General features: G+C 74.7%; 16 protein-coding genes. 7 read left to right on the top strand and 9 right to left on the bottom strand.

Annotated elements, in window-relative coordinates; genetic code table 11:
* Positions 1-52: 52 nt before the first annotated feature.
* Positions 53-646, top strand: a complete 594-nt coding sequence (locus AC07GB_RS12705) for an isochorismatase family protein (RefSeq protein ID WP_478844448.1) — start codon at positions 53-55, stop codon at positions 644-646.
* Between the two features lie 76 nt (positions 647-722).
* Here the strand turns inward: AC07GB_RS12705 and AC07GB_RS12700 are convergent, their stop codons facing one another.
* The 6 genes from AC07GB_RS12700 to AC07GB_RS12675 form a co-directional block, all read right to left on the bottom strand.
* Positions 723-1,676 carry a 2-dehydropantoate 2-reductase gene (locus AC07GB_RS12700; RefSeq protein ID WP_478844446.1) on the bottom strand — a complete coding sequence of 318 codons (954 nt, stop codon included), beginning with the start codon at positions 1,674-1,676 and terminating at the stop codon, positions 723-725.
* A gap of 117 nt (positions 1,677-1,793) precedes the next feature.
* Complete coding sequence (locus tag AC07GB_RS12695) at positions 1,794-2,927, bottom strand: lactonase family protein (protein ID WP_478844444.1); 1,134 nt, start codon at positions 2,925-2,927, stop codon at positions 1,794-1,796.
* A gap of 201 nt (positions 2,928-3,128) precedes the next feature.
* The gene (locus AC07GB_RS12690; protein ID WP_478844442.1) at positions 3,129-4,064 is read right to left on the bottom strand and encodes an AraC family transcriptional regulator; all 936 of its coding nucleotides are present in this window, start codon (positions 4,062-4,064) and stop codon (positions 3,129-3,131) included.
* A 55-nt stretch (positions 4,065-4,119) separates the two neighbouring features.
* Positions 4,120-5,046 (bottom strand): NADP-dependent oxidoreductase, encoded by a 927-nt coding sequence (locus tag AC07GB_RS12685; protein ID WP_478844440.1) that lies wholly within the window; start codon positions 5,044-5,046, stop codon positions 4,120-4,122.
* A gap of 570 nt (positions 5,047-5,616) precedes the next feature.
* Positions 5,617-5,853, bottom strand: coding sequence for a hypothetical protein (locus tag AC07GB_RS12680; RefSeq protein WP_478844438.1), 237 nt, complete (start codon positions 5,851-5,853; stop codon positions 5,617-5,619).
* 111 nt (positions 5,854-5,964) lie between these two features.
* Positions 5,965-6,195 (bottom strand): hypothetical protein, encoded by a 231-nt coding sequence (locus AC07GB_RS12675; RefSeq protein WP_478844436.1) that lies wholly within the window; start codon positions 6,193-6,195, stop codon positions 5,965-5,967.
* Positions 6,196-6,272: 77 nt separating this feature from the next.
* Here AC07GB_RS12675 and AC07GB_RS12670 point away from each other — a divergent pair, with 77 nt between their 5' ends.
* Complete coding sequence (locus AC07GB_RS12670; protein ID WP_478844434.1) at positions 6,273-6,608, top strand: hypothetical protein; 336 nt, start codon at positions 6,273-6,275, stop codon at positions 6,606-6,608.
* Between the two features lie 74 nt (positions 6,609-6,682).
* Entirely contained in the window at positions 6,683-7,369 is a 687-nt protein-coding gene (locus AC07GB_RS12665; RefSeq protein ID WP_478844835.1) for a TNT domain-containing protein, read from the top strand.
* Between the two features lie 303 nt (positions 7,370-7,672).
* On the opposite strand, the gene AC07GB_RS12660 is transcribed toward AC07GB_RS12665, so the two are convergent.
* The 3 genes from AC07GB_RS12660 to AC07GB_RS12650 all read right to left on the bottom strand — a co-directional run bounded on the left by AC07GB_RS12660 (position 7,673) and on the right by AC07GB_RS12650 (position 8,898).
* Positions 7,673-8,203 carry a GNAT family N-acetyltransferase gene (locus AC07GB_RS12660; RefSeq protein WP_478844432.1) on the bottom strand — a complete coding sequence of 177 codons (531 nt, stop codon included), beginning with the start codon at positions 8,201-8,203 and terminating at the stop codon, positions 7,673-7,675.
* Positions 8,204-8,245: 42 nt separating this feature from the next.
* Positions 8,246-8,416: a 50S ribosomal protein L32 gene (gene rpmF / locus AC07GB_RS12655; protein WP_478844430.1), complete on the bottom strand. Its 171-nt coding sequence runs from the start codon at positions 8,414-8,416 to the stop codon at positions 8,246-8,248.
* A 116-nt stretch (positions 8,417-8,532) separates the two neighbouring features.
* Positions 8,533-8,898: a DoxX family protein gene (locus AC07GB_RS12650; RefSeq protein ID WP_478844428.1), complete on the bottom strand. Its 366-nt coding sequence runs from the start codon at positions 8,896-8,898 to the stop codon at positions 8,533-8,535.
* A gap of 109 nt (positions 8,899-9,007) precedes the next feature.
* Here AC07GB_RS12650 and AC07GB_RS12645 point away from each other — a divergent pair, with 109 nt between their 5' ends.
* From AC07GB_RS12645 to AC07GB_RS12630, 4 genes are all read left to right on the top strand, one after another.
* Positions 9,008-9,523: a cupin domain-containing protein gene (locus AC07GB_RS12645; RefSeq protein WP_478844861.1), complete on the top strand. Its 516-nt coding sequence runs from the start codon at positions 9,008-9,010 to the stop codon at positions 9,521-9,523.
* Positions 9,409-9,687, top strand: coding sequence for a helix-turn-helix domain-containing protein (locus AC07GB_RS12640; protein WP_478844426.1), 279 nt, complete (start codon positions 9,409-9,411; stop codon positions 9,685-9,687). The genes AC07GB_RS12645 and AC07GB_RS12640 overlap by 115 nt, the downstream gene beginning before the upstream one ends.
* 171 nt (positions 9,688-9,858) lie before the next feature.
* Complete coding sequence (locus AC07GB_RS12635) at positions 9,859-10,692, top strand: MerR family transcriptional regulator (protein ID WP_478844424.1); 834 nt, start codon at positions 9,859-9,861, stop codon at positions 10,690-10,692.
* A complete protein-coding gene (locus AC07GB_RS12630) occupies positions 10,689-11,900 on the top strand; it encodes a glycosyltransferase (protein ID WP_478844422.1) in 1,212 nt (403 codons plus the stop codon). The genes AC07GB_RS12635 and AC07GB_RS12630 overlap by 4 nt, the downstream gene beginning before the upstream one ends.
* Positions 11,901-11,939 lie beyond the last annotated feature (39 nt).

The raw sequence follows: 11,939 nt of genomic DNA, 5'->3' as shown, positions 1-11,939 counted from the left end.
CATCGAAGGGGCGGTTACCGGTCACGGGGGCGATCCAGGCATGATGGGCACCATGAGCGCGCAGAGTAAGTCTTTGCCCAACGATCCGGTCGAACCGGTTCAGGCCCTGATCGTCGTCGACATGCAGTCCGCCTTCGTCTCCGGCGACGATGCCGTCCCCGACGTCGAGCGTGTGCTCCAGCGCACGGAACAGCTCATCGCCAAGGCCCGTGCGGCCGACACCCTCGTCGTCCAGCTTCAGAACGACGGCCCCGAAGGCGCCACCGACGAGCCGGGCACGCCCGGCTGGCGGCTCCACCTGCCAGTGGACGCCGATCGTGGCGAGGTCGTCATCCGCAAGGAGTTCGACGACGGCTTCGAGGAGACCGAGCTGGAGGAACTGCTGCGCGAAGAAGGCGTCACCTCCCTCGCCATCTGCGGCGTCATGTCGGAGATGTGTGTGAGCGCCACCGCTCGTACCGCCCTTGACCTGGACTTCCGCGTGGTCATGCCGCACGACGCCCATGGGACGTACGACATCCCCGCGGCCGAGGGCATCAGCGACGTCGTACCGGCGGCGACCGTGTCGCGCGTCGCCGAGTGGGCCCTCGGCGACGAGGTCGAGATCGTGCCGAGCGCCGACGACGTGAGCTTCATCGCGCCCTGAGGCGCGCCCTGAGGAAGGGCGCCCGCCGTCGACCGCCCGTGCGGCGGCCGGCGGCGGACGCCGGCGGGGGAGGAGGTCAGGACCCCGCAGAGCGCGCCGCGAGGACGCTCGCCACCTCGTACAGATAGCGGTTGACCGGCGTCGGCGTCCCGGTGCGCTCGCCGAGCCGGACGACCGAGCCGTTCCAGGCGTCCAGTTCGGAGGGGCGGCCGGACAGGATGTCGCGCTGGAGCGACGAGGTGCCCGCGGCGGGCTGCTGGTCGATGAAGTCCAGCGTCCTGGTCACGATGTCCTCCGGCAGTGGCACGCCGTGGGCCGCCGCCAGGTGCTGGATCTCGGTCATGCCCTCGACGAGCAGCCGCCGTGTCCCGGGCCGGGAGCGCAGCACTCCGAACGACGCGTCCGTCACCGTGCCGAGGCCGCCGAAGGGCACCACGAACAGGAACTTGGCCCACAGCTCCGCCCAGATGTCGTCCGGCACGGCGGCGGCCACGGACGCGCCGGTGAGCGCGGACACCAGGCGCGAAACGCGCTCGGACGCGCTGTTGTCCCACTCCGCGAACGCCAGCGCCGCGGGCCCGCCCACATGGCGCACGCGCCCCGGCCCTTCGAGGTGCGCGATGATCTTCGCGGTGCCGGGCAGGACCGCGCCGCGGCCGACCTCCTGGGCCACCTGCTCGGGGGCCTCCACGCCGTTCTGGAACGTCACGACGGCCGTGCCGGCGCCGACGAGCGGCTTCAGCGCGGCGACGGCGGACGGCAGTTGCCAGGTCTTGACGCACAGCAGGACGTAGTCGACCTCGCCGATGTCCCCGGTGTCGTCGGTCGCGTGCACCGGCGCCACGGCGAAGTCACCGGCCGCGCTGTCCACGCGCAGACCGTCGCGCCGCAGGGCCTCCAGATGGGCACCCCGCGCGACGAAGCGCACGTCGTGCCCGGCGGCGGCGAGCCGCCCGCCGAAGTACCCGCCGATCCCACCGGTGCCGATCACCGCGACCCGCACCTGCTCCGCCGCTGCCTTCCCCACCATGGAGAACCTCCCCTTGATTCCCGGTCGTCGCGCCGGGCGGCCAGGGCCCGGATCAGGCCACCCTATGCCGGGGCCGCGGGCGCGGCCCGCTCGCCCCGGACAAGGGCCAGCGCCCCCCTACAAGGGCAGCGCGCACACCGCCATGGGCGACGCGAACGGCTCGCCGGTCAGGATGAGTTCCCCCGTGCCCTCGTCGACGCGGAAGACGCTCACCGAGCCGGACCGCTGATTGCTGACGAACAGCAGCCGCTGCGCGGGCGAGAAGGCGAGGTGCCGGGGGAAGTCGCCGCCCGCGGGCACCGTGCCCAGGAGTCGGAGCTGGGCCCCGTCCCGCTCGACGGCGTACCGCGCAAGCGAGTTGTGCCCCCGGTTGGCGACGTACGCGAAGCGGCCGTCGCGGGTCACCAGGGGCTGCGCGGGATAGTTCGTGACGCCGGGCGGGGTGCCCGTGGGCTGCGGCTCACCGGGCGTCAGGCGCCCGCTCGCGGGGTCGTAGGCGCAGGGCACGACCGTGTTGTCCAGCTCGTTGGCGACGTAGGCGAAGCACCCCGACGGGTGGAAGGCGAGGTGGCGCGGCCCCGAGCCCGCGCGCAGCGTGACCCGTGTGACCGGGCGCAGCCTGCCCGCTCCCGAGTCGAGGCGGTACGTGTACACGGTGTCGGTCCCGAGGTCCACGGCCAGGACGTGGCGGCCGTCCGGGGACGTCACGATCTGGTGGGCGCGCGGGCCCTGCTGCCCAGGCCCGGGCGCCGGCTCGGAGTGCGTGACGAGGTCGGTGCGCTCACCGAGCGCCCCCGACTCGTCGATGGGGTGCACGGCCACGCTGCCGGAGGTGTAGTTGGCGCTCAGGAGCCAGCGGCCGCTCGGGTGCACCGACAGGTGACAGGGCCCGTCGCCTCCCGTGCCGCGCGTGCCGAGGACCCGGTGGGCGCCGTCGAGGGAGAGGGCGACGGCGGTCACGCCGCCCGGCGACCGCTCGTTGACGCAGTAGAGGGTCCGCCCCGAGGGATGCGCCGTCAGGTAGGACGGGTCGAGGACTCCGGTCAGCGTCCCCGCGCCGGTGACGCGGCCCGTCGTCTCGTCGTACGTGGCGATGCCGATGCCGGTGCCGCCGCCCGGCTCGGAGGTGTAGGTGCCGAGGAAGAGGGGCCGCCCGCGGCCTGGCAGGGGCGCGGCCCCGGCGGACGTGGTGGTGACGGCCGTGGCGGCGGCCGCGGCGAGTGTCGTAGCGATGAACCGGCGTCTGTCCATGCTGCACCTCGTGTGTCAGGAGTGACGGAAGTGGCGATGTGGCAGACACCTTGGACCCTGCTCGGTTGAACAGGCAATAGCCGCAACATGGGTTGCATCATGTGCAACGCGGACAAGGGGGTGAAGTGCGGCCCCTTTGCCCCCTTTTACGAGGGGCCCGCCCGGCCGGAACCGCCGGCGGACAGGCCCCGCGGCAGGGGCTCAGACGGCCGCGCGCGAGCGGCGGCGGTAGCCGCCCGGGGCCTGGCCGTACTCGCGCTTGAACGCCTTGGCGAAGGCGTATTCGGAGCCGTAGCCCGTGCGAGCGGCGACCGTGGTCAGCGGGGCCTCGGACTCCCGCAGGAGCTGGGCGGCGGTCGTCATGCGCCAGCGCGTCACGTACGCCATCGGCGGCTCGCCGACCAGCGTCGCGAAGCGGCGGGCGAAGGCCGCGCGGGACAGGCCCGCGCGGTCGGCGAGGGACTCGACGGTCCACTGCGTGGCCGGGTCCGTGTGGATCGCGTCCAGGGCCGGGGCGACCGCGGAATCGCTGAGCGCGGCGGCCCAGCCCTTGGCGGCCGCGGGCGGCTGCTCCTCGAGCCAGGCCCGCAGGATGTAGAGCAGGAGCGAGTCGATCAGGGCGGGGACGATCCCGGCCGAGCCGATGCGCGGGTGCTCCAGCTCGGTGCCGAGGAGCTGGACGGCGGCGCTCAGCTCGGGGTGGCGGCCGTGCCCCGTGGACAGGTGGACGACCTCGGGCAGCTGGCTCACCAGCGGATGCGGCCGCCCCTGGTCCAAGTGGTAGTTGCCGCACAGCAGACTCGTGCGCGGACCGTCGCCGCCCAGCGTGACCGTGCCGATGGGTGAGCCCGGACTGAACTGCTCGGCCCGCTCCTCCTCGGCCGGGGTCGACGGGTGGTCCGCGAGCACGTGCGCGGTGCCGTCCCGCAGGAAGACCACGTCTCCGGGGCCGAGGGCGAGGGGCCGCGGGTGGGGCGCGCCTACGGGGATCAGCCAGCAGGTGCCGCGCAGCACCACGTGGAACCCGGCGCCCGCGACGGAGGGCAGACGCAGGCCCCAGGGCGCGCGCCCCTCGGTGCGCACGGATGTGGGTTGCCCGGTCCGCATCGAGCTCAGCGCCTCGGTCAGGATGTCCAACGCCCCGCCCCTTCGTCGTCGTACACGATCGGGCCGCCACGATACGGCCCGTCGATCAAGAGACGGTCAACACCACCTTGCCCTGGGTGCGACCGGACGCGACCAGCTCGTGCGCCTTCGCGGCGTCGGTGAGGTCGAACGTCGCCGAGACGTGCGGGCGTATCCGTCCGGCGTCCACGAGCCGGGCGATCGCCTCCAGGGAGGCGTAGTCCGGCTCCACGGAGACGCCCGCGAAGCGGCGGCCCGCCGCCTCGACGGCCGCGGCCAGCTCCTGGTTCCCGTGCTCCATGATGCTCACCAGGGTGCCGCCGGGGCGCAGGACCGACAGCGAACGGGCGCCGTCGGACGTGGAGTCGAAGACCACGTCGAGGTCCTCGACCACCTCGGTGTAGTCGGTGGTGCGGTAGTCGATGACCTCGTCGGCGCCCAGGCCGCGCACGAACTCGTGCTTGGGGCCGCTGGCCAGGGCGGTCACGTGCGCGCCCCGCGCCTTCGCGATCTGCACGGCGAAGTGCCCGACGCCGCCCGCGGCACGGTGGACGAGCACGCGCTGGCCCTCGCTGAGCCGCGCCGCGTCGACCAGGCCCTGCCACGCGGTGAGGCCGGCGAGCGGTAGCGAGGCCGCGTGCACGTGGTCGACGGCGGCGGGCTTGCGGGCCACCTGCCGCGACGGCACGGCGACGTAGTCCGCGTACGCGGTGGCCGCACGCGGGAAGAACGGCATGCCGAACACCTCGTCACCGGGCTTGAACCGGGCACCGGGAGCCGCCTCCTCGACGACGCCGGAGATGTCCCAGCCCACGCCGTAGGGCGGCTCGCCGAGCAGCGGGTAGGCACCCGCCCGGACCGCCAGGTCGACCGGGTTCACGCCGCTGGCGCGCACACGGACGAGGACCTCACCGGCGAGCGGCGCGGGCCGCTCTGTCTCGACGGTCTCCAGGACCTCGGGACCGCCGAAGGACTGCTGGACGACTGCGCGCATGACTCAATCTCCTACCGACTGGGGGCCCGGTCCGCGGTGGTGATCCGCAGCCCTGCCCGGCGTGTTGATGTGCTCAACCCTAGGAAGATCGAACGATCCGTTGAATATCCTGCGCGCTCTCAGAAATGTCCCATCGTCTCGCGCGGGGGGAAGACTGGGCCATCCACGCGGGCGGTGGCCGGGGCGCGGGGCCGCACCCGGCCACCGCCCGTGACGCGCCGTCGGATGCGCCCCGGGGCTGCCCCGTTCTCCGCCGCGCGGCGGAGGCGGGTGCTCCGGGGGAGCGATGTGCCGGGTCCCCCGCTCCGGGGAGGCTCGGGAGCGCGGCCGCCCTGGTCGCGTGCCGCCCGCCGACCCGGAGGACACCGTGACGCTCCCGACCGACCTTCCCGACTCCCCGGCGTCGCCCGCGCGTTCGCGCCCGCACGGCGCTGCCACCAGGGCGCCGTGGTGGCGGTGCTGGCCCGCCTGGGCGCCGCGTGCCGCCGCCGCGTGGGCGGTCCTGAGCGCCGCCGTGGAAGCGGTCTGGGCGGCCTCCGGCACCGGCGTACCGCTGGCGGGGGAGCGCTTCTACCCGCCCGCCGTGCTGCTCGGCATGGCCGTCGCGGGCCTTCTCGCCGCGGGCGTGAGCCTGGCCTCGACGCGGAGGCTCACCGGGCGGGGCCGGATCGCGGTCGGGGTGGCGTTCGGCGTGCTGATCCCCGCGCACGGCTGGACCGTGCCGGGGGTGCCGCCGACCTTCGTGACGCTGGCCTCCGGCTCGGGCGTGGACAGCGCCACCGGCCTGGCGCAGCTTGTCCTGACCACGGGGAGCACGGTCCTGCTCGCCATGGCCGCCGTGGCCTACCGCCGCCGCGTCAAGGGCCGTTGCCCCCGCTGCGGCCGGGCGCACCCGGGCCTGGCCGACGGGCCCCTGGCCTATCCGGAGCCGTCGCCCGCGCCGCGCCGGACCAGGGCGACGGCGTACCTCCTGCTGGGCGGCCTGCTGCCGTGGGCCGGGGTGAAGACCGTCTGGCTGTGCGGCGGTGACGCGATCGGCGTGCGAGCGGAGGCCTGGCGGAAGGAGGTCGAGACGGAGTCCTCCGGCGCGTCCCGGGCCCTCGCCGGCGTGGGGATCGACGTCACGGTCCTGGCGGCGCTGCTCGGCATCTTCCTGCTCCTGGGGGCTGCTGCACCGCTGGGGGCAGGTCTTCCCGCGCTGGGCGCGGCCCCTGTCCGGGCGCCGCGTGCCGCGGCTGCTGCCGCTGGTCCCGGCCTGGCTCACCGGCACGGGACTCGCCTGCTACGGAACGCTCCTGACGCTCGGCGCCGCGCTCATGGGGGCCGGTGCCCTGCCGCGCCCGGAGCCGCGGGGCGTGTTCACCACCGCCTCCGGGCTCACGTGGATGGTGGCGTTCGGCGGCCTCGCCTTCGGCGGGCTCGGCTGGGCGCTGCTGCTCGGCGCGCGCTCGTACGCGGCCCGGACCAGGCCCCGATGTGTTCTGGCCGAAGAGGCGTCACCAGGCATGTCATATCGGTCAGTCAGCCCTTCGGCACCCCTGATCGACCGTCTGTACGGGTGAACCTTTGTTCCCGCGCCGCCGTGCGGGAACAGGCATGAGCGCAGACGAGGAGCCACTGAGTGGAGCACAGCCGTGTGATCCGGATCCGTACGACCCTGGCCGCGATGGGAGTGACGGCCGCGTTCGCGACGGCCGTGGCGGCCGCCCCCGCCGCGACCGCGGCCCCGGCGCCGAAGCCGCCGACGGCGGCCGGCGCGCCGCACGAACCGTGCACCGGCGCCTACCGGGACGACGCGCGCCTCGGCCCCGCGTGGCTGCCCAAGAAGGGGCAGCGGCCGGTCGGCCCGCTCCTGAAGGGCTGGAAGCGCTCCGGGAAGCTCGCACCGTCCGTGTTCCTGAAGAAGTACTGGGAGGGCCCGGCCACCACCGGCGGCTGGAAGTACCCGCCGAACGACGGCTTCGAGACCGTCAACGGCCAGGTCGACAAGGACCGCGAGACCCTGGAGGCCGGTGAGCGCCTGGACCGCTTCGGCTCGGAGTACGGCTCATTCCTCGCGCCCGCGGGCGACTCCTACGCCGAGCGCTCCCTGCCGCCGCAGAACCTCACCACCCGCGAAGGGGCGTACGCCTGCGACTACCGGGTGTACGAGGTGGCCAAGCCGTTCGACGTCTGGCAGGGCGGCATAGCGCCCTGGTTCGAGCAGCCCGGCGGCGGGGAGCAGATCAAGCTCGACCCCGCCTTCCTCGACCCGGGCGAGGGGCAGCGCCTGAACGTGAAGTGGCTCCTCGACCACGGCTACTTGAAGCCCGCCAAGGCCTGACGGCGGGAGCGTACGCACCGTGGACGTCCACCAACTGCGGTCCGCGCTGCGCGCGTCGGGCGTGGCCGACGGCTACTACTGGATCGAGGGCGTCCACGAACCGGCCCCCCGCCCCCGGACTTCGTGTACCTGCGCGGCGACGGGCACGGGGCGTGGGAGGTCGGCACGTACGAACGGGGACGGAGGCATCCGCTGGCACGAGGCCTGGACGAGGCCGAGGCGTGCCGGCGGATGCTGCGGCTGGTGATCTGAGGGGGCGCCACGGACACGAGAGGAACGCCAGGAGCCGGTCCGCCTCCGCGGTCACATGGGGAACGACAGGAGCCGGACCTCTCCCGCAGGCCAGTCCGCCCCCTCCCGGAGCGGCGTCCACATGGTGCGCAGCGGCATCACCACGGGCCCGTCGGCCTGCTCGACGTACACGTCACGGTCGAGCGCCCGCCAGCCGAGACGCTCGTACAGGGCGACGAGCGGCGGACGGCAGAAGAGGAGCCCGAGGCGCGGCCCCATCGTCCGGGCGTGGTCCAGGGCGGCGGCCACGGCGACCCGGGCGAGGCCGCGCCCGCGCACGTCGGGCGCGACGGCCACCCCGCCGATGCCCACGACCTCGGTCGTGGTGGCGCCGATCGCCATCGGCACCCGCAACAGGCCGGTGTGGGCCACGAGGCGGCCGTCGAGGCGGACGCCGAAGTGCTCCTCCTTGGGCAGCCAGGTGAGGCCGGTGTCCGCGACGCCGAACGGGTCGGGGCCGTCGCCGAGGATCTGCTTCTGGTCGGCGGGGGTGTACTCCGCGAGCCGTACGGCCGTCGCCGGTCCGGACAGATGTTCAGTCATTCCGGCATGATCCCGCAGCGCCGGGGGAGCGGGTCCGCCGGGTCAGTGCTCCCCGGGGGCGAGGCCGCGTTCGTACGCCTTGACCAGGCGCTGCGGCACGAGACGCGTGACGCCGTCGACCGTGACCGGCACCAGCTGGGCCGTGGTGGCCTTCCACTGGGCGCGGCGGTGACGCGTGTTGCTGCGGGACATCTTCCGCTTGGGGACGGCCATGGGGAACCTCCTGGGCGTGGGGTGGGCGGACACTCGGACCGTACATGAAAATGGGTTCCATTAACAAAAGTGGTCTCGCGGTCGACGGCCGATCCGCGGGGTGGACCTCGGCCGTCTCACGCCGTCGTCGCGACGGCCACCGCCCACGCGATGTAGGCCGCGTTCACCGTCACGCGCGCCGCAACACCCCACCCGGTGTACAGGATCCCGGGCCGCGTACGGAGGTGGCGGAGGGCGTCGAGATGCGTCGTCTGGAACGCCGTCAAGAGCACGGCGGCCGACCAGCCGCCCACCGCGCGCGTACACGGCACGGCGAGCAGGACGGCGAGGGCCAGTTCCGCCGGCGCGCTGACTGTGACGATGGCGGCCGGGCGCGGGAGCCAGTCGGGGACGAGGGAGCGGAAGTAGGCGGGGAAGGCGAAGTGCGCGACGGTGGTCACGGACAGGAACAGGGCGAGGGCCAGGGCGGCCAAGGTGGTCATGTGCCGATGATCGGAACGGGCGCGGGCCCGCGTATTGAACAGAACGGCTGGCGGGGGCGGCGGAACGCGACGGCGGGGTCGGTCGCTCGCGGGAAGCGGAGCGACCGCTGTGACGCGTGACCGGGGCGGTCCGCCGGGTCCGTGCTTCACCGAGGCGCACGGCCTCAGCCTCTTCGCCGAGCCCTCCGCGTACGAGGTCTCGCGCCACCGCCATCCGGTGTGGAAGGTCGTCCTGCCGCTGCGCGGCGGCGTCCGTGTGGACGCCGGTGCCGGCGCGGGCGTCCTGGTGCCGCCGCAGCATCCGCACGCCTGCGCCACCACCGCGGGTTTCGTCGCCGTGTTCGTCGACCCCTGGTGCGTACGGGCGGACCCGGCCGGGCCGACGTGGCTCGACGAGCGGGAGGTGGCGCGACTGCTCGACGCGTGGCGCGAGGGCGCGCCGGCCCTCGGGCGCGAACTCGCCGTCGTCACCGGGGGCCCGCCCCGGTCGACCCACGCGTGGTGCACGCCGTGCGGGCGAGCGCCCGGGCGGAGCGGCTCGACGGCGTGGCCGCCGAGGTCGGACTCTCCCCGGGGCGGCTGCGCGCCCTCGTCCGTACGGAGGTGGGGATTCCGCTCGCGGTGATGCGGCGCTGGCAGCGGCTGCGTACGGCCGTGGACACGCTGCTCACCGACCGGAGCGCCCTCGCGGACGCGGCCGTCGGCGCGGGCTTCGCGGACCAGGCGCACCTCACCCGCACCGCGCGGGCGCTCGCCGGGCGCACGCCCGCCTCGCTGCTGCGGCGCTGAACCCCGGCGACCGGCGACCGGCGGTGGCACGGCGGCCGTCGGTGGCCCAGTGGCCCGGCGACCGGCGGTGCCCCGGTGGGCGGAGGCCGGCAGTGGCGGCGCCGCGGCGCCCCGGTTGACCCTCACGTCACGTCAGGCCGCACGCTGGACGCCGACGAAAGGGCAAGCGCCATGAGTTACACCGTCGGGCAGGTCGCCGGCTTCGCCGGGGTCACGGTCCGCACCCTGCACCACTACGACCGGGCCGGGCTGCTCACGCCGAGCGAGCGCAGCCCGGGCGGCTACCGCCTCTACAGCGACACCGACCTCGCCCGCCTCCAGCAGGTCCTGTTCTACCGGGAGCTGGGCTTCGCGCTCGACGAGATCGCGGAGATCCTGGCGGACCCCCACGCCGACGCGCTCGACCAGCTGCGGGCCCGGCACAAGGCGCTGCGGGAGCAGATCGGCAAACTGGAGCGGCTCGTGGCGGTCGCCGAACGGGCCATGGAGGTGCAGCAGACCGGCGTGCGGCTCGGCCCGCGCGAGCGGTTCGAGGTGTTCGGCGAGATCGGCTTCGACCTCAGCTACGCCACGGAGGCGGAGCTGAAGTGGCAGGACAGCGCCGGGCACCGGCAGGCCATGGCGCGCGCCGCCGAGCACTCCAAGGAGGACTGGGCCCGGCTCATGGGCGAGGCGGCGGCCTGGCGCGCCGACGTCCTCGCGGCCTTCGACGCCGACGAGCCCGCCGACGGGCCCACGGCCAGGGCGCTCGCCGAGCGGCACCGGCAGCACATCACCCGCTGGTTCACGGACTGCCCGCCCGACATGCACCTGCGCGTCGCCGACGACTTCGCGACCGACCCACGGGCCTTCGCCCTGCTCGTGCCCCCCGGGCAACAGCGGCCGGGCCTCGCGCGGTACCTGTGGGAGGCCGTCCGCGCGAACGCCGCCGCACACGTCCAGGAGAACCATCACCCTAAACCTGAGGGTGAGAGTGACATACCGTCAGCCGAAGGATGCCGATGAAGATTCTCATCACCGCGGCCGGTTCGTACGGCGACATCGCCCCGTACACGGGCCTCGGCGCCCACTTGGCCGCGGCGGGCCATGACGTCACGCTCGCCGCCCCCGCCGTCTTCGAACGCCTGGTGCGCGCCTCCGGCCTGGGGTTCCGCGTCCTTCCCGCCGACCCGGGAGCGAGTGGGCCCGCCGCGCGCCGCAAGGATTTGATCCGGACCGCCCGCGCGTTCGTACGACAGCTGGGCGCCGGAGTCGCCGATGCCGCGGAAGGCGCCGACCTGCTCGTCCTGTCCGCCACCACGGCGCCGCTCGGCTGGCAGCTCGCGGAGGCCAGGGGCGTGCCGGCCGTCGGTGCCTACCTCCAGCCCGCCCATCCGACCCGGGACTTCGCGCCCGTGGTGAGCGGCGGGCGCTCCCTCGGCGCCGTGGGCAACCGCGCGGCGGGCCGCCTCGCGCTGCGCATGGTCGACCGCGTCTACGCCGACGCGATCCGGGACCTGCGGGCCCGGCTCGACCTGCCCGCCGCCACGCCCGCCGCTGTCCGCGCCCGGCAGGAAGCGGGGCACTGGCGGGTGCTGCACGGCTTCTCACCGGCCGTCGTGCCGCGCCCGGCCGACTGGCGCGCCGGGCTCGACGTCGTGGGGAACTGGTGGCCGCACCTCGCCCCCGGCGCCCGGCTGCCCGCCGCCGTCGAGGAGTTCCTGGACGACGGCGCACCGCCCGTGTTCATCGGCTTCGGCAGCATGGCGGCGGGCCAGGGCGAGCGCCTGGGCGAACTGGCCGTCGCGGCCCTGCGCCGAGCCGGCCTTCGCGGTGTGCTGCAAACCGGGCGGGCCGGTCTCCGGGCCACGGGCGAGGGAATCCTGACGGTCGGTGAGGTGCCGCACGCCCTGCTCTTCCCGCGCATGGCGGCCGTGGTCCACCACGCGGGCGCGGGCACCACGGCGGCGGAGCTGCGGGCCGGGGTGCCCGCCGTGCCGGTGCCCGTCGCCGCCGATCAGGCCTTCTGGGCGGCCCGGATGACCGCGCTGGGCGCCGCGCCCGGCCCCGTCCCCTTCAAGAAGCTCACCGCGGAACGCCTCGCCGACGCCCTCACCCGGGCTGTCCGCGAGGGCGCGCACACGGCCGCCGCGCAGGCCGTCGCCCGCGTGATGGCGACGGAGGACGGAGCGGGACACGTCCTCAAGGCTGTCGAACGCGTCGGGTGCGCCTGAGGGGAGAGCCGTCCCCCGGCGGCCCCGTGCTGATGGCCG

It is taken from the genome of Streptomyces sp. NPDC045778 (assembly GCF_056431945.1).
Note: the sequence above shows the minus strand (reverse complement) of the source record. Positions and strands in the feature narration are given on the sequence as shown.